The organism is Pseudomonas sp. Emmai, from assembly GCF_055179735.1.
In genome coordinates, this window is record NZ_CM143685.1 from 3,430,564 (window position 1) to 3,445,728 (window position 15,165).

Consider the following 15,165-nt stretch of genomic DNA (forward strand, 5'->3'; position numbering starts at 1 on the left):
ATGGCTTCCGTAAATGCCTCCCACGACGACGAAGACGATGCAGCGGTGGACACGATCAACATCACGCCGCTGGTGGACGTGCTGATGGTGGTGCTAGTGATGTTCATCCTCACCGCCACCGCCCAGGTCTCGGGTATCCAGATCAACCTGCCCAAGGCCAGCGCCTCGGTGTCGTTGTCCGAAGCCAAGACCAAGGCGATATCGGTCAACGATGGCGGCCAGGTGTTTCTCGATGCCTACCCGGTGACGTTGGCTGAGCTGGAAGATCGCCTGCGCATCGAGAAGGCTCAGAGCCCGGACTTCCCGGTGATCGTGCGCGGCGACGCCCAGGTGCAGTACCAGAAAGTCATCGAGGTGCTGGACCTGTTGCGGCGTCTGGAACTGTCCCAGGTCGGTCTCGTCACCGGCAAACCGAGCCAGGGCTGACCATGACCGCACAACAGTCCTTCAAACCGTTGCCGGTGAAGCCGTCGGCCGTGCGTTTCATCAAGTGGGGCGCCGGGCTGCTGCTCGGCGCCGTCGCGGCGTGGTTCCTGTGGCAGTGGGCCAACGACATGAGCGGCATCCGCCGGGAAGCGCCGAAGGTGCCGACGATCATTCCGTTGCCGCCACCGCCACCTCCGCCACCGGAAAAACCCCCAGAGCCGCAGACGCCGGTCGAAGAAAAAATGGTCGAGCCCGAACCGACACCCGAGCCCGAAGAGGTCAAGCCGGAAGAAGAGGCGCCGCCATCCCCGGCGGATGATTTGGCCAACCCGATGCAAATGGACGGCGATGCGCAGTCCGGCAACGACGGTTTCAACATCGGCGCGGGCAAGGGCGGCGGCATGGCCGGGGCCGGTGGCGGACGCGTGGGCAATGGCACCTACAGCCAGTTTCTGGCCTTCACCTTCCAGCGCTTGCTGCGGGAGACCCCGGACCTGCGCAACCTGGCGTTTTCGCTGCAGGCCGATGTGTGGCTGAGCAGCGTCGGCGAAATCACCCGGGTCGAGCTGGTCAAGTCCAGCGGCAAACCCGAGATCGACACCCAAGTACTCGCGGCCCTGCGCAACGCGCCGCACCTGAGCGAACGGCCACCGGCCTCCATGACTTTACCTGTGCGCCTGTCCCTGCAAGGGCGGCGTCCGGGTTAACCCCCTTACTTGAAAGTTTGCAAAAAGGAGTTGTGTGCAGATGATTTCCAACGTGAATCGATTGTCCCTGGCGGTCGGCATGGTCATTGCGACCCTGGTCGGGCACGCGGCGGCAGCCCCTGCGCCCTCGGAAAACGCCACGATCAATCTGATCCGCTTGCTGGTGGAGCAGGGCATTTTGAAGCAGGACAAGGCCGACGCGCTGATCGCCCAGGCCCAGAATGAAGCGGCCCAGGCCCGGCAGGCGGCAAGTACGCCGGCGGTGGTGGCGGCCGGTCCCGTCGCGGCGCCAGGGGATGTGCGGGTGCAATACGTACCGGCCGCCGTGCGGGATCAGATCCGCGACCAGGTCAAGGCCGAGGTCATGGCCACCGCCAAGCAGGAAAACTGGGCTCAGCCCAACACCTTCCCGGACTGGGTCTCGCGCATCAGCTTCGACGGCGACATTCGCCTGCGGGACGAATCGCGTTACTACTCCGGCACCAACAGCAACGAAATCGTCGACTTCGCCAAGCTCAACAACAACGGTCCGTATGACGTGAACCCCAACAGCAGCAGCAACCTGCCGCCGTTGCTCAACACCCGCGAAGACCGCGAGAACCTGTTCCGCCTGCGCGCACGGCTGGGCATGAAAGCGGTGCTGGCGCCGGACTGGACCGCCGGCATCCGCATCGCCACCGGCTCGGACAACAACCCGGTGTCGACCACGCAAACCCTGGGCGGCGGCTTCGGCAAGAAAGACATCTGGCTCGATCAGGGTTACCTGACCTGGCAGGCGACGCAGGACGTGACGTTGACCGGCGGACGCATCGCCAACCCGTTTTTCTCCACCGACATGCTGTATTCCAACGACCTGAACTTCGACGGCATTGCGGCGATTTTCGACCACAAGCTCAGCCGCGACTGGGGCGTGTTCGGCACCGTCGGCGCGTTCCCGGTGGAGTACACCAACGACACCAGCAGCAGTAATGGCCTGGACAAGGAAGACAGCGACAACAAGTGGCTGTACGGCGCGCAGATCGGCGCCAAGTGGGCGATCAACAGCGACAACCGGCTCAAGGGCGCCCTGGCTTATTACCGCTTCGACGACATCGAAGGCCAACGCTCCAGCCCGTGCGAACCCTGGGCCGGTGCGCCGGGTTGCGACACCGACGGCAGCCGCTCGGCCTTCATGCAGAAGGGCAACAGCGTGTTCCTGCTGCGCGACATCACCCCGAACCCGCTCAACCCGGTCGCCACGCTACAGCCGCAATTCGTCGGCCTGGCCTCGGAATTCAACCTGCTGGACCTGAACCTGGTGTGGGACGCCGACCTGCCACAGGACTTCAAGTTGCGCAGCCAGGGCAACTACATCCACAACCTCGGCTACGACGAAGGCGAGATGCGCAAGCGTTCGGCCGGGCAGATCGTCAACAACCTCGACAGCAGCGGCAACATCGAAAGCGGCGCCGATGCGTGGCTGGTGCAATTCACCCTCGGCAGCGCGTTGGAGTTGAAGAAGCAGGGCGACTGGAATTTCTTTGCCGGCTACAAATACATCGAACCGGACGCCTTGCCCGACGGCTTCAACGATTCTTCGTTTCACCTGGGCGGGACCAACGCCAAGGGCTACTTCCTCGGTGGCAACTATGGCCTGGCCAAGAACGTCTACGCCACCGGTCGCTGGTTGAGTTCCGAAGCGGTGTACGGCGCGCCGTTCGATATCGATGTCTTGCAGCTTGAAATCAACACGCGCTTCTAGGGCGCCGGGAGAGCTTCATGAAATCACTATTTGCGCTGCTGACCCTGGGGTTGCTGATCGCCCAGGGCGCGAGCGCCGAAGGCATGGAAGAGCGCTTGCGCACTCAGTTGCGCAGCACCACCCAGCAACTGCAAACCCTGCAGAGCCAACAGGCCCAGGCCAGCGCCGCGCAACTGGCGGCCCAGGGCGAGGCGAAAGCGGCCCAGGCGCAGATCAAGCAACTGACCGCCGAACTGGCCAAGGCCAAAGGTCTCGCCGAACAACTGGCCGGCCAGCAAAGCAGCCTGCAAAGCCAGGCCCAGGCGCAAGTGGCGGCCAGCAGCGAGCAGACCGGCAAGTTCAAGAAAGCGTATGAGGAGTTGCTGGTGATGGCCCGGGCTAAAGAGGCAGAACGGTCCAAGCTCCAGACGCAATTGGCTGAACGTGACACACAAGTGCAGCAATGTTCAGTCAAGAATCAGCAGATGTACGGCGTGGCCAAGGAGATGCTTGCGGCCTACGAAAAAATCGACGTCGCCGAGGTGATGAAGATTCGCCAACCGTTCGCCGGCAGCGCCCGGGTCAAGTTCGAAGAACTGGCCCAGGGCTTCGGCGACGAACTCTACAAGACGCAATACGACGCGCCTCAAGCGGCGCTCGCTCACTAAACCCAAGGATGAACCACATGACTCAATTGATCAGCCACGTCTCGCCACAATCCCTGACTGACGTGCTGCAAGCCGCCGGTTACCGGGTCAACCAGACCGAACAGAACGGCATCGTGCAACTGCTCAGCGCCAGCCAGGGCATCGGCTACGCCGTGCGGTTCGGCAACGTGGCGCCGGAGGCGGGCAACTACGTCGATTTCACCTTCAGCTGCGCCTTGCGCGTGCAGGGTGAGTTGCCGGCCGGGTTGGCGGAACTGTGGAACGCGTCGCGCCGCTTTGCCCGGTTGTCGGTGCAGGGCGAGTTCCTGGTGATGGAAATGGACGTGGTGGTGGCCGCCGGTGTCAGCGCCGATCACCTGAAGGGCAACCTGGAATTGTGGGATCGCCTGTTGCAGGAATTTATCGTTTACCTGCGTGAATACCGCCAGAACGCTGCGCAATTGCAGGCCCAGGCTGAAACCACCGAGACCCCGGCGCAAGAGGTTCCAGCCCTGTGAAAAAACGAACGGCAGTGGTCGGCGTCGGTGCGCTGACTGTGCTGGTGGTGGCTGTTGCGTTGGGGCTGCGACCGGGGAATGACCCGGTGGCGGCTCCTCAGCCGGCACCATCGGTGAGTGGGGAGGGGGCCGCCGTGGCGCGGCTGGGCAATCAACGGGTCAGCCCCGATGAGTTGAAGGCATTGCTCGCCACCGTGGCGCCTGAGGTTCGCGAGCAACTGCGCGGTAATCGCGGGGCATTGGAAAGCTGGATTCGCTCGCGGTTGGCGGAAAAAGCGGTGCTCGAACAGGCCGACGCCCAGGGCTGGCGGCAGCGCCCGGAGGTGGAACAACAGACGCGCGCGGCCACCGAGCAGATTGTCTTTCGTGACTATTTGCAGTCGGTCAGCCAGGTGCCGGCGGATTACCCGAGTGCCGCCGAGTTGCAGCAGGCGTACGAGGCGGGCAAGTCGGAGTGGGTGATGCCGGTGATGTACCGGGTCAGCCAGATTTTCCTGGCGGTGAATGATCCGCAGAACCTTGAAAGCGTGCGCAAACAGGCGCTGGACCTGAGCAAAAAAGCCCAGGCCGCACCGGGGGAATTTGCGGCGTTGGCGGGGCCGGGCGGCGTCAGTGATACCGGGCTGCAACCCTTGCAGCAATTGGTGCCCGAGGTGCGCGGCGCGGTGTCGCGACTCAAGGTCGGCGCCGTGTCCGACCCGGTGCAAAGTGCGGCGGGTTTCCATGTGATCAAACTCACCGAACAACAACCGGCCCGCGTTGCGACCTTGGACGAACTGCGTGAGCGTTTGACCCAGGCCCTGCGCGCCCAGCGTCAGGAACAGATCGCCAAGGCCTACCTGGAAGGCATGCTCAACACCGCGACGCTGAGCATCGACGGCGCGGTGCTGAACACAGTGCTGGAGGAGAAGCTTTAGATACGCGGTGCTGGCCGGGCCGCCATCGCGGGCAAGCCTTGCTCCTACAGGAATCGCGTATAGAGAAAGGGTGAACAACACCAATCCAATGTAGGAGCAAGGCTTGCCCGCGAAGAGGCCATCACATTCAGTAGAGATGCTGGCCGGACCGACGCCTTCGCGGGCAAGCCTCGCTCCTACAGGGTTCGTGGAGGGTCACAGAAAGGGTGAACACACCGATCCAATGTAGGAGCGAGGCTTGCCCGCGAAGAGGCCATCACATTCAGTAGAGATGCTGGCCGGACCGACGCCTTCGCGGGCAAGCCTCGCTCCTACAGGGATCGTGGAGGGACACAGAAAGGGTGAACACACCAATCCAATGTAGGAGCGAGGCTTGCCCGCGAAGAGGCCATCACATTCAGTAGAGATGCTGGCCGGACCGACGCCTTCGCGGGCAAGCCTCGCTCCTACAGGGTTCGTGGAGGGTCACAGAAAGGGTGAACACACCGATCCAATGTAGGAGCGAGGCTTGCCCGCGAAGAGGCCATCACATTCAGTAGAGATGCTGGCCGGACCGACGCCTTCGCGGGCAAGCCTCGCTCCTACAGGGATCGTGGAGGGACACAGAAAGGGTGAACACACCAATCCAATGTAGGAGCGAGGCTTGCCCGCGAAGAGGCCATCACATTCAGTAGAGATGCTGGCCGGACCGACGCCTTCGCGGGCAAGCCTCGCTCCTACAGGGATCGAGGAGGGACACAGAAAGGGTGAACACACCAATCCAATGTAGGAGCGAGGCTTGCCCGCGAAGAGGCCATCACATTCAGTAGAGATGCTGGCCGGACCGACGCTTTCGCGGGCAAGCCTCGCTCCTACAGGGATCGAGGAGGGACACAGAAAGGGTGAACACACCGCTCCTACAGGGTTCGTGGAGGGTCACAGAAAGGGTGAACACACCGATCCAATGTAGGAGCGAGGCTTGCCCGCGAAGAGGCCATCACATTCGGTGGAGATGTTGGCTGAACCGACGCCTTCGCGGGCAAGCCTCGCTCCTACAGGGTTCGTGGAGGGTCACAGAAAGGGTGAACACACCAATCCAATGTAGGAGCGAGGCTTGCCCGCGAAGAGGCCATCACATTCGGTGGAGATGTTGGCTGAACCGACGCCTTCGCGGGCAAGCCTCGCTCCTACAGGGTTCGTGGAGGGTCACAGAAAGGGTGAACACACCAATCCAATGTAGGAGCGAGGCTTGCCCGCGAAGAGGCCATCACATTCGGTGGAGATGTTGGCTGAACCGACGCTTTCGCGGGCAAGCCTCGCTCCTACAGGGTTCGTGGAGGGTCACAGAAAGGGTGAACACACCAATCCAATGTAGGAGCAAGGCTTGCCCGCGAAGAGGCCATCACATTCAGTAGAGATGCTGGCCGGACCGACGCTTTCGCGGGCAAGCCTCGCTCCTACAGTGGAAACGCAATCACACAAAGATCGACAGGGAGTCATCGATGTCATTCACAGAAACCGCAGCACGCCAGGGCGCTAACGATTACCGCGCGCCGACGCATCAAACTGAATCCTGGCTGGCACTGGCCGCCGGGATCGAGGATGAGGTGGCGCAATACTTCATGGTCAGTGCCCGGTGCGGCTGTTTCATGCAGGCGGCGCGCAGCCTCAATGTGCGGGCGACCCTGCTGCGCAAACAACTGGCGCAACTGGAGGAGCGCTTGCAGCGGTCACTGTTCAGCTTCCAGGGCAGTGCCCTGACCCTCAGCCGCGAAGGCCAGCAGTTGCACGCACAATTGGCCGCGCTGGCGCACGAACGCAAGTTACCAGTGGTCGAACAGCGCTCCATCCGCCTCGCCGTAGCCGAGTCGCTGCTGCATGACATCCTCGGCCGCGACCTGGTGTCGCTGCTGCGTCGCAACGCCAGCATCCGCCTGGAAATCATCTCCCTGGACAGCGAACTCGCCCTGCAAACCATCAGCGCCGATGTGGTGCTGTGGCTGGCCGCCGGGGTGTCGCCGGAACCGGGGCCGACGTTCGTGACCCATGAGCCGCAGCACCTCGCCCAACTGACCTACCTGCCGCACATCGCCAAGCGTTATTCCCGGGTCACGGCCCGGCCGGCCAGCGTCGATGACCTGGCGGACTTCATGTTGGTGCAACGTCAGCACGATCTGCAGATCGACAGCTTCCGGCCCTGGAACGAGCTGGTGGAACAACGCCTGGCCGGGGTGGTGAAGTTGCAATCCTACGAGCTGATGCTGGACATGATCCGCTGCAGCGCCTGCATCGGCCTGCTGCCCGGTTACATGAGCCGCTACGATCGCAGCCTCGTCGCGTTGCCGGGGTTGTTCAGCGAGCCGATGCAACATCAGGTGTGGCTGGCGGTGAATGCCGAGTCCGCGCACGTGACCGAAGTGCAGATGCTGGCGCAACTGATCCGCAACACCTTCGCCGAGCGGCGGGAGTGGTTTGAGACGTAAATCCATCCCGTCGCGCATCGACCCGTAGGAGCAAGGCTTGCCCGCGATGGCGTCCGTGAGATCGCTATCGCGGGCAAGCCTTGCTCCTACAGGGGGCATGTCAATCCAGCGGCCCCATCACCTGCCGATATTTCTCCACCCCTTGCGGTGTCTTGCGGGTCAGGCTGATCTCCAGGCCCATGGGGTTTTCCTTGCGATTGCCGCTCAACTTGCGCCAACCCTTGTCCATTTCCCAGATGCGCAACGTGGCGTCGCTGACGTCATTCAGCACCGCCACCCCATCCGTCGGTGCAGGCAACGGGTATTGGCTGCGCGCCGGGGCAATCGCCCGGTACAGCACGTCGCCCTTGAGCCACCAGCGCACCCGTTGCACCTCACCGTTGCCATCGGCGGACGCGCGAATCACATCCAGGCGAAAGCCTTTGCCTTCAGAGCTGCGCACGGTCAGCACGGGCGGGGCGTTGACCGGTTCATCTTCGTTGCCCGGCCGCACCGGTTCCGCCAGCTCGATGCCGGCGCGCAATGCGACGTCCCGCTCCATCTGGTTCAGCGCCCGCAGCAGCACCTGCGTCTGCTCGGTGCTGGCCTGCAAGTGCGCATCGGCGCGGGTCACGCTGTCGAGCCCGCGCCAGGCAATCAGGCTGACCACCGCCATCAGCATGATCGCGACCATCACTTCGATCAGGGTAAAACCTTGTTGGGCTTTCATTGCACGCTCACCTGGCCGGTGGCGCTGCGTTGCACGGCGATGCTGTTGAGGCCATCAGACAAGGTCAGTTGCAACGGCGGGTTGATCCACTCGGCGTTCAGCACGATTTTTTGCCGCACCTGCATTCCTGGCGTCTCCCAAGGCCGGGGCTTTAGCTGCGGATCATTGCTGAAGTGATCAAACCCCTGGCCGCTGTCATTGCGCCGACTGAAGCGAAAACCCCTGGCATCCGCGCGCCAGGTAATCGGCCGCCCATCGGCCCGGGCTTCGGCCTGGGCCACTTGCAGCAACTGCGCCACGCGCGCGGCATCCTTGCGCAACAGGTGCAGCGGGTCGGACTTGATGCTCAGACTGATCGCCGCGCTGGCGATGCCGATGATCACCAGCACCACCATCAACTCGATCAGGGTAAAGCCGTGTTGTTTGAAGCCATCCATCCGCTGCGCGCTCCTTTGCGTCGATTTTCATCGTGCACGGTGAAGATGATGAGTGTGTGAAATAAAAACGTGAACATTGCGCTGTAGGCTCGGGGCAGGGACTAAAAGGAGATTCAGCCCATGTCATTCACCGAACGGTTCAGCGCGCCGCAACTGGTTCAATCGATCGCCTTGCTCGCTGCGTTGGCTGGCGTCGTCACCTGGTCATCGTTGCTGCTGACCTCCGCCGAGTCGCGGACCCCGGACATCGCCCCGCAACAGCTCGCGGCCCGCAGCGATAACCCGGCGTTGCAGTGGTTTTCCAACCAGCCGGCAGCGGTCGAAATCAAGGTCAGCGGCGTGATGGCCGGCCGTCGCGGGGCGGTGGCGATCCTGACCCTCAATGGCGGGGCACCGCGCAGTTTTCTGGTCGGGGAAAGCCTCAGTCATGGGGTCAAAGTCGTCGCCATCGAAGGGGATGCGGTGGTGATCGAGCGGGGCGCAGAGAAAAACCGCATAGAACTCAGCAAATTGCCCGATTCGCCGTTTTTGCCGGATTTGCTGAAGCGATAGATCATTTCCCCCCTGGCCGGCTCAACAAGGTATCGAGCCGCGCCAACGGCGGCGCTTCGCGGCTGCGATCGAACACCTGCAACCCGACCTGCAACAACCGCCCATTCTGCGCACTGCCGATAACCTGTTCGCAGCGCAGCAACAATCGCCCTTGATCACACTCAACCGCCCGCATTCCCGAAGGCAAGCGCCCCTCAAGGCGTAGCTCGGCGAGGCGACTCTGCGCCGCCAGCAAGGCAATCGAGCGGTCGCGCAGCAGGCCGTTGCTCTGGGTCATCAGCCCGGCCACGCGCACGGCGGCGGACATCGCCACGGCAATGATCGCCAGGGCCACCAGCACTTCGATCAGGGTAAAACCGGCTTGTCGGGGAGGGCGGCGCATCGGGCACTCGGGCAGATGGGAGAGCGTCGAGGCTAAGCCCCCGGGCTTGACCGCTTGACGACCAAAGCTCCCGAGGATTTTCAACGTCACTGACATATCTTCTTGCAACACTGCGCGTCGAATCGAATCAAGCCAGGGAATGACGAGATGGATATCGCGCACTGCAAAGCCTCCAGAACCAGCCGCCGTCGACATCATGGGCAGGGCGGTTTCACCCTGATCGAGATCATGGTCGTGGTGGTCATCCTCGGGATTCTCGCCGCCATGGTGGTGCCCAAGGTTCTGGACCGTCCGGATCAGGCTCGGGCCACCGCCGCCAAACAGGACATTGGCGGCTTGATGCAGGCGCTCAAGCTGTATCGCCTCGATCATGGCACTTACCCGAACATGACCCAGGGCCTGAAGGTGCTGGTGGAGCGTCCGGCGGACGCGAAAAACAGCAATTGGCGCTCGTACCTGGAACGCCTGCCGAATGACCCGTGGGGCCGGCCTTACAACTACTTGAATCCGGGCGCCAACGGTGAAGTCGACATCTTTTCCCTCGGCGCCGACGGCCAGCCTGATGGCGACGGCGTGAATGCCGATATCGGCTCCTGGCAGCTGTAAGGCCGGTCATGAAAGCCTATTCGCTGACAGCAGCGAAGCAGCGCGGCATGGCGATCATCAGCGCCTTGCTGATCGCGGCGGTGGTGGCGGTGATCGCCGGGGGCATGCTGACGCGCCAGACCGTGTTCACCCGCAGCCTGGAAGCCGAGCAGGCGCGGGTCCAGGGCGCCTGGGTGCTCAATGGCGGGATCGAAATCAGCCGCCAGTTGCTGCGGGACGCGCGCCAGCGTGATCCGCTGACCCGACGGGATCAGCCCTGGGCCCAACCGATCATCACGCGCTTGGCGACCCGCACCTTCGACGGCCACCTGGAAGACGAGCAAGGCAAGTTCAACCTGCGCAACCTGATCGCCAACGAACGGATCGATGACGAGCAACTGCGCAACTTCCAGCGTTTGTGCGAACTGATCGGGGTCAACTCGACCTTGAGCCAGCGCATCAGCCAACGGGTCATCGCGGCGTATCCGCGCTTACTCAATCCCGGATTGGCCGACAAAGCCCCGGCCAGCAGCGGCCTCAACAGCGGTCGCAGCACTTCACCGACTGCCGTGCGCAAACCCGAAGCGGCCAAGCGCCCGATGTTGCGCAGCGTCGAGGATTTGCGCGGTGTCGAGGGCGTTACCGAGACGCTGCTGGCCAAGATCAGCCCCTTTATCACCATTCTGCCGGCCAACACCTGGCTCAACGGCAACACCGCCAGCGCCCAGGTGTTGGCGGCGTATGTGCCGGGGCTGTCGATCGAACGGGCCCAGGCCCTGGTCGCCGAGCGCGATGGCGGGCAGTGGTTTATCAATCGCGGAGACTTCGTCAATCGCCTGCGCATGCCTGAACTGGAGTTGACGACGATCAAGGTCGGCATCACCAGCGACTGGTTCCGGCTGCGTGGCCAGGCGCGCAGCGACCGTCAGCGGGTCAGCCTCGACGCGTTGTTGCGCCGAACCGAAGACCGTTTGCCCCAGGTGATCTGGTCGCGGGTGGGCGTATGAGCCAGTTGCGCGTTGCCTTGCCGCCCTTGGCGCAATTGACCCTCGACAGCGTCGTGACCTTCACCCGGACGGATCGCCAGGGTCAGGTCACGGCCGAGGGGCAGAGCACGTTGCTGCAATTGGGCGGCAACAGTAAAACCCCGGCCATCGCGTTTTTCCTGCATCCCCGGGACAGCCTGCTGGCGAGTATCGAGCTGCCGCTGCTGCCTCCGGCGAAAACCGCGGCGGCGGTGCAGTGCGCGGCGCAGTCGCTGATCCTTGGTGCCTGCGAGCAGATGCACATCGCCCACAGCCCGCGTGATGCCCAGGGCCGGGTGCATATCGCCTGGTTGTCGCGGCAATGGTTGAACGAATTCGGCCAGTTGCTGCGCCTGGCGCGCTTGACCCTGCGCGGGGTGTACCCGGCCGCCTATGGGTTGCCGGTCAACAGCGCGGGGCTCTACGAAGAGCATTTGCTGGTGCGCCATAGCCTGGAGCATGCCGTGGTGCATCCGCATTTCGACGAAGCCCTGAGCGATCTGTTGCTGGAAGCCAGCAGCGGTTTGCAGTGGCTTGGGGGCGCAGCACCGGAAGGAATGGCCAACCGTTTGCCCGAGACGCAACGCTGGACCGGCCCGTTGCCCGGTTGGGGCCTGCACGGCGGTGTGCAGCAACGCAGCACCAGTCAAGCGGGTTGGGGCAGGGCGGCGGCGTTTTGCGCGGTGGCGCTGGCGGTCTGGGTTCTGGGTCTGAACCTGTACGCCGCCCGTGAAGCGGCGCAGGGGCAACAGCTGAAGGCGCAGATGACGCAGCGGGTGAAACAGGCGTTTCCCGAGTTGCCGGTGATTCTCAACCCGCTGCAACAGGCTCGCCAGCAACTGACCGCGCGCCAGGCCAATGCGGCGACCGACGCCACCCAGCGTTTCGCCAGCCTGGTCCTGCAAGCGGGCAGCGGCATGCCGTTCATGACCGGCAGCGTACAAAGCCTGGTGTTCGAAAACGGCGAGCTGCAACTGACGCTGCTGGAGGATGCGCGGCGCAACACGTCCGACAAGACCTGGCAAACCGCACTGACCCAGGCTGGCATTGCGGTCAACGCGACTGATCAGGGTTGGACGTTGAGTCCGGCCACCGAATCAACCGCCAGTGAAGATGACACCCGCACTGGAGCCGACGATGAATAAGCAATCGCTGAGGCTGTTCCGTGCTCGTTCACAGGTGTTTTGGCAAGCCCTGGCCCTGCGGGAAAAACGCATGGTCGCGGGCACGGCGCTGGTACTCGGCGGCCTGTTGACCTGGCTGCTGCTGATCCAGCCGCCGCTGAAAAAAATCGAGGCCTGGCAGGTCGAGACCCCCAAGCTGCGCTCGCAGAACGAAGCGCTGGAGCAGTTGCTGCGCGAAGTCGCCACGGCGCCGGCCGGGCAGAGCCTGGAACAGTCTCTGCACCAGGCGCTCGATGCCGGGGGCCTGGCCGGGCGCTACCAGTTGCAGGCACTGGACGCGGGCTGGCAGTTGACGTTCGAAGACGCCCCGGCCGATGCGGTGATCGGTTGGCTGGTGGGCAACCCGAGGCAGTTTTCTCTTGAAGTGGTCGAGGCTCGTTTGCAGCGTTCAGGCGAGGCCACGACCGATGACACGGCAGGCACTCTGTCGGGAACCGTTCGCATGGATCAGGCGCTGGGCGCTAAGGAAGCTTCATGAAGTGGTCAGGTTCCAACTATGTACGCAAGTCGGCCCGCAGCGCCGCGCCGTTTCTGTTGCTGGCGTTGGGAGCGTGCAGCAATACCGGACCGAATCCGCCGCCCTTGCTGGTGGACAGTGAGCTCGGCCGACCCCTGGCCAACACCCAGCGCAGCGGTGATGCGCTGGTGGATCGGCAGCGGGCCCAGACGCAGATCGAACAGCAACCGCGCCCGCAGCACAAAATCTCCAATCCTGGCCGCAGCGGCGCGGCCAGTCGCGGGAGTACGCTGCCGGGCAATCCGCTGGGGGATCAGCCGGTCACCCTGAACTTCGTCGAGGCCGACATTCAAGCCGTGGTGCGGGCATTGTCCCGTTCCACCGGGCAGCAGTTTCTGGTCGACCCTCGGGTCAAGGGCAACCTGACCCTCGTGTCCGAAGGCCAGGTCCCGGCCCGTCAGGCCTATGACATGCTGCTGGCGGCCTTGCGCATGCAGGGCTTCAGCGTGGTCGATGTCGGCGGCGTCGCCCAGGTGGTGCCGGAGGCCGATGCCAAATTACTCGGCGGGCCGATCTACAGAGCCGACAAACCGGCCGGCAACGGCATGCTCACCCGCACCTTTCGCCTGCAATATGAAAACGCGGTGAACCTGATCCCGGTGCTGCGCCCGATCGTCTCGCCGAACAACCCGATCAACGCCTACCCCGGCAACAACACCATCGTGATCACCGACTACGCCGAGAACCTGACGCGGGTGGCGCAGATCATCGAAGGCATCGACACCCCGAGCGCCATCGACACCGATGTGGTGCAGATCCAGAACGGCATCGCGGTGGACATCGCCGGCATGGTCTCGGAACTGCTGGAACAACCGGGCAACGACCCGACCCAGAAAATCTCGGTGATCGGCGACCCGCGCTCCAACGCGATCATCATTCGCGCCGGCAGCCCGGAGCGCACGGAGCTGGCGCGCAACCTGATCTACAAACTCGACAACGCCCAAAGCAACCCGAGCAACCTGCACGTGGTGTACCTGCGCAATGCCCAGGCGGCGAAACTGGCCCAGGCCCTGCGCGGTTTGCTCACCGGGGAAAGCGACAGCGGCGGCAGCGACTCCGCGCGTTCGGTGCTCAGTGCCATGGGCGGCGGCAATGCCAGTGGTGGGCAGAACGGCCAGAGCCAGGGCAACACCAGCCAGACCTCGACCTCCGGCACCAGCACCAGCGGGGGCAACGGTTACGCCCAGGGCGCCAGCAGTTCGGGCACTCAAAGCGGTGCTCAGCAGGCCGACCAGAGTGTCGCTTTCAGTGCTGGCGGCGTGACCATCCAGGCGGACGCGACCACCAACACCTTGCTGATTTCCGCGCCGGACCCGCTGTACCGCAACCTGCGGGAAGTCATCGACATGCTCGACCAGCGCCGCGCCCAAGTGGTGATCGAAAGCCTGATCGTCGAAGTCGGCGAAGACGATGCCAATGAATTTGGCGTGCAGTGGCAGACCGGCAACCTGGCCGGCAACGGGGTGATTGGTGGGGCGAACCTGGGGGGCAGCGGCTTCAAGGCCGGCGGCAAGACCAGCGTCGACGTGTTGCCCGCGGGCTTGAGCGTCGGCTTCCTCAATGGCACCGTCGACATCCCCGGCATCGGCAAGGTCATGGACTTGAAAGTGCTGGCCCATGCGCTCAAGAGCAAGGGCGGCACCAATGTGCTGTCGACGCCGAACCTGCTGACCCTGGACAACGAAGCGGCGAGCATTTTCGTCGGCCAGACCATTCCGTTTGTCAGCGGCAGTTACGTGACCGGTGGCGGCGGCACCAGCAACAACCCGTTCCAGACCGTGACCCGGGAAGAGGTCGGCTTGAAGCTCAACGTGCGCCCGCAAATTTCCGAGGGCGGCACGGTCAAGCTCGATATCTATCAGGAAGTCAGCAGCATCGACGAGCGCGCCTCCAACAGCGTGACCGCCGCGGGCATCGTCACTAACAAACGGGCGATCGACACCAGCATCCTGCTCGATGACGGGCAGATCATGGTCCTCGGCGGCTTGCTGCAAGACGGTTACAGCCAGAGCAATGACGCGGTGCCGTGGCTGTCGAGCATCCCGGGGCTGGGCGCGCTGTTTCGCAACGAACGCCGGGCGACCACCAAGACCAACCTGATGGTGTTCCTGCGCCCGTACATCATTCGCGACAGCGGCGCCGGGCGCGCCATCACCCTCAACCGCTACGACTTCATGCGCCGCGCCCAGGGCGGGCTGCAACCGGAACGCAGCTGGGCGATGCCGGACATGCAAGCGCCGCAATTACCAGCGGCGGCCCAAGGCGTGCCGGCGGTGAGTACACAACCAAGGGCGACGATTCGGGCGGTGCCGACTGGCGCAGGGACAGTGCAATGATCCCCGTGGTGAAGGGACTTTATGTGGCGAGGGGGCTTGCC

General features: G+C 63.6%; 16 protein-coding genes. 13 read left to right on the plus strand and 3 right to left on the minus strand.

What is annotated here, in order from left to right; translation table 11 throughout:
- The 7 genes from ACY4LX_RS15820 (at position 1) to ACY4LX_RS15850 (ending at position 7,397) form a co-directional block, all read left to right on the plus strand.
- Positions 1-426: an ExbD/TolR family protein gene (locus ACY4LX_RS15820; RefSeq protein ID WP_149658241.1), complete on the plus strand. Its 426-nt coding sequence runs from the start codon at positions 1-3 to the stop codon at positions 424-426.
- A gap of 2 nt (positions 427-428) precedes the next feature.
- On the plus strand, positions 429-1,133 hold the full coding sequence (locus ACY4LX_RS15825; RefSeq protein ID WP_463260488.1) for an energy transducer TonB family protein: 705 nt from the start codon (positions 429-431) through the stop codon (positions 1,131-1,133).
- A gap of 40 nt (positions 1,134-1,173) precedes the next feature.
- Entirely contained in the window at positions 1,174-2,874 is a 1,701-nt protein-coding gene (locus tag ACY4LX_RS15830; RefSeq protein WP_463260489.1) for a putative porin, read from the plus strand.
- 17 nt (positions 2,875-2,891) lie between these two features.
- Positions 2,892-3,521 (plus strand): DNA repair protein, encoded by a 630-nt coding sequence (locus ACY4LX_RS15835; RefSeq protein ID WP_149658238.1) that lies wholly within the window; start codon positions 2,892-2,894, stop codon positions 3,519-3,521.
- Positions 3,522-3,538: 17 nt separating this feature from the next.
- Complete coding sequence (locus ACY4LX_RS15840; protein ID WP_463260490.1) at positions 3,539-4,018, plus strand: YbjN domain-containing protein; 480 nt, start codon at positions 3,539-3,541, stop codon at positions 4,016-4,018.
- Positions 4,015-4,935, plus strand: a complete 921-nt coding sequence (locus ACY4LX_RS15845; RefSeq protein ID WP_463260491.1) for a peptidylprolyl isomerase — start codon at positions 4,015-4,017, stop codon at positions 4,933-4,935. The genes ACY4LX_RS15840 and ACY4LX_RS15845 overlap by 4 nt, the downstream gene beginning before the upstream one ends.
- Before the next feature lie 1,481 nt (positions 4,936-6,416).
- A complete protein-coding gene (locus ACY4LX_RS15850; RefSeq protein ID WP_149658235.1) occupies positions 6,417-7,397 on the plus strand; it encodes a LysR family transcriptional regulator in 981 nt (326 codons plus the stop codon).
- Positions 7,398-7,497: 100 nt separating this feature from the next.
- Here the strand turns inward: ACY4LX_RS15850 and ACY4LX_RS15855 are convergent, their stop codons facing one another.
- A complete protein-coding gene (locus tag ACY4LX_RS15855; protein WP_463260492.1) occupies positions 7,498-8,106 on the minus strand; it encodes a prepilin-type N-terminal cleavage/methylation domain-containing protein in 609 nt (202 codons plus the stop codon).
- Positions 8,103-8,543: a prepilin-type N-terminal cleavage/methylation domain-containing protein gene (locus tag ACY4LX_RS15860; RefSeq protein ID WP_463260493.1), complete on the minus strand. Its 441-nt coding sequence runs from the start codon at positions 8,541-8,543 to the stop codon at positions 8,103-8,105. Before ACY4LX_RS15860 ends, ACY4LX_RS15855 begins: the two co-directional genes overlap by 4 nt.
- A 120-nt stretch (positions 8,544-8,663) precedes the next feature.
- On the opposite strand from ACY4LX_RS15860, the gene ACY4LX_RS15865 reads away from it, so the two are divergent.
- Positions 8,664-9,095, plus strand: coding sequence for a type II secretion system protein N (locus ACY4LX_RS15865; protein ID WP_463260494.1), 432 nt, complete (start codon positions 8,664-8,666; stop codon positions 9,093-9,095).
- A gap of 1 nt (position 9,096) precedes the next feature.
- On the opposite strand, the gene gspI is transcribed toward ACY4LX_RS15865, so the two are convergent.
- On the minus strand, positions 9,097-9,477 hold the full coding sequence (gene gspI, locus ACY4LX_RS15870) for a type II secretion system minor pseudopilin GspI (RefSeq protein WP_149658231.1): 381 nt from the start codon (positions 9,475-9,477) through the stop codon (positions 9,097-9,099).
- A gap of 147 nt (positions 9,478-9,624) precedes the next feature.
- On the opposite strand from gspI, the gene gspG reads away from it, so the two are divergent.
- Genes gspG through gspD form a run of 5 tightly spaced genes read left to right on the plus strand, consistent with a single transcriptional unit; the run spans position 9,625 to position 15,124 of the window.
- The gene (gspG, locus tag ACY4LX_RS15875; protein ID WP_149658230.1) at positions 9,625-10,083 is read left to right on the plus strand and encodes a type II secretion system major pseudopilin GspG; all 459 of its coding nucleotides are present in this window, start codon (positions 9,625-9,627) and stop codon (positions 10,081-10,083) included.
- 8 nt (positions 10,084-10,091) lie between these two features.
- Positions 10,092-11,069 carry a type II secretion system minor pseudopilin GspK gene (gspK, locus tag ACY4LX_RS15880; RefSeq protein ID WP_463260495.1) on the plus strand — a complete coding sequence of 326 codons (978 nt, stop codon included), beginning with the start codon at positions 10,092-10,094 and terminating at the stop codon, positions 11,067-11,069.
- On the plus strand, positions 11,066-12,232 hold the full coding sequence (gene gspL / locus ACY4LX_RS15885; RefSeq protein ID WP_463260496.1) for a type II secretion system protein GspL: 1,167 nt from the start codon (positions 11,066-11,068) through the stop codon (positions 12,230-12,232). The genes gspK and gspL overlap by 4 nt, the downstream gene beginning before the upstream one ends.
- The gene (gene gspM, locus ACY4LX_RS15890; RefSeq protein WP_463260497.1) at positions 12,225-12,749 is read left to right on the plus strand and encodes a type II secretion system protein GspM; all 525 of its coding nucleotides are present in this window, start codon (positions 12,225-12,227) and stop codon (positions 12,747-12,749) included. The genes gspL and gspM overlap by 8 nt, the downstream gene beginning before the upstream one ends.
- On the plus strand, positions 12,746-15,124 hold the full coding sequence (gene gspD, locus ACY4LX_RS15895) for a type II secretion system secretin GspD (protein ID WP_463260498.1): 2,379 nt from the start codon (positions 12,746-12,748) through the stop codon (positions 15,122-15,124). Before gspM ends, gspD begins: the two co-directional genes overlap by 4 nt.
- Positions 15,125-15,165: the final 41 nt, after the last annotated feature.

Bases quoted from the DNA above. Each gene is read 5' to 3' on its own strand.
- ACY4LX_RS15850 (WP_149658235.1), top strand. From the start codon at position 6,417: ATGTCATTCACAGAAACCGCAGCACGCCAGGGCGCTAACGATTACCGC.
- ACY4LX_RS15840 (WP_463260490.1), top strand. From the start codon at position 3,539: ATGACTCAATTGATCAGCCACGTCTCGCCACAATCCCTGACTGACGTG.
- ACY4LX_RS15865 (WP_463260494.1), top strand. From the start codon at position 8,664: ATGTCATTCACCGAACGGTTCAGCGCGCCGCAACTGGTTCAATCGATC.
- ACY4LX_RS15855 (WP_463260492.1), bottom strand. From the start codon at position 8,106: ATGAAAGCCCAACAAGGTTTTACCCTGATCGAAGTGATGGTCGCGATC.
- ACY4LX_RS15835 (WP_149658238.1), top strand. From the start codon at position 2,892: ATGAAATCACTATTTGCGCTGCTGACCCTGGGGTTGCTGATCGCCCAG.
- ACY4LX_RS15860 (WP_463260493.1), bottom strand. From the start codon at position 8,543: ATGGATGGCTTCAAACAACACGGCTTTACCCTGATCGAGTTGATGGTG.
- gspK (WP_463260495.1), top strand. From the start codon at position 10,092: ATGAAAGCCTATTCGCTGACAGCAGCGAAGCAGCGCGGCATGGCGATC.
- gspM (WP_463260497.1), top strand. From the start codon at position 12,225: ATGAATAAGCAATCGCTGAGGCTGTTCCGTGCTCGTTCACAGGTGTTT.
- ACY4LX_RS15820 (WP_149658241.1), top strand. From the start codon at position 1: ATGGCTTCCGTAAATGCCTCCCACGACGACGAAGACGATGCAGCGGTG.
- ACY4LX_RS15825 (WP_463260488.1), top strand. From the start codon at position 429: ATGACCGCACAACAGTCCTTCAAACCGTTGCCGGTGAAGCCGTCGGCC.
- gspG (WP_149658230.1), top strand. From the start codon at position 9,625: ATGGATATCGCGCACTGCAAAGCCTCCAGAACCAGCCGCCGTCGACAT.
- gspL (WP_463260496.1), top strand. From the start codon at position 11,066: ATGAGCCAGTTGCGCGTTGCCTTGCCGCCCTTGGCGCAATTGACCCTC.
- ACY4LX_RS15830 (WP_463260489.1), top strand. From the start codon at position 1,174: ATGATTTCCAACGTGAATCGATTGTCCCTGGCGGTCGGCATGGTCATT.
- gspD (WP_463260498.1), top strand. From the start codon at position 12,746: ATGAAGTGGTCAGGTTCCAACTATGTACGCAAGTCGGCCCGCAGCGCC.
- gspI (WP_149658231.1), bottom strand. From the start codon at position 9,477: ATGCGCCGCCCTCCCCGACAAGCCGGTTTTACCCTGATCGAAGTGCTG.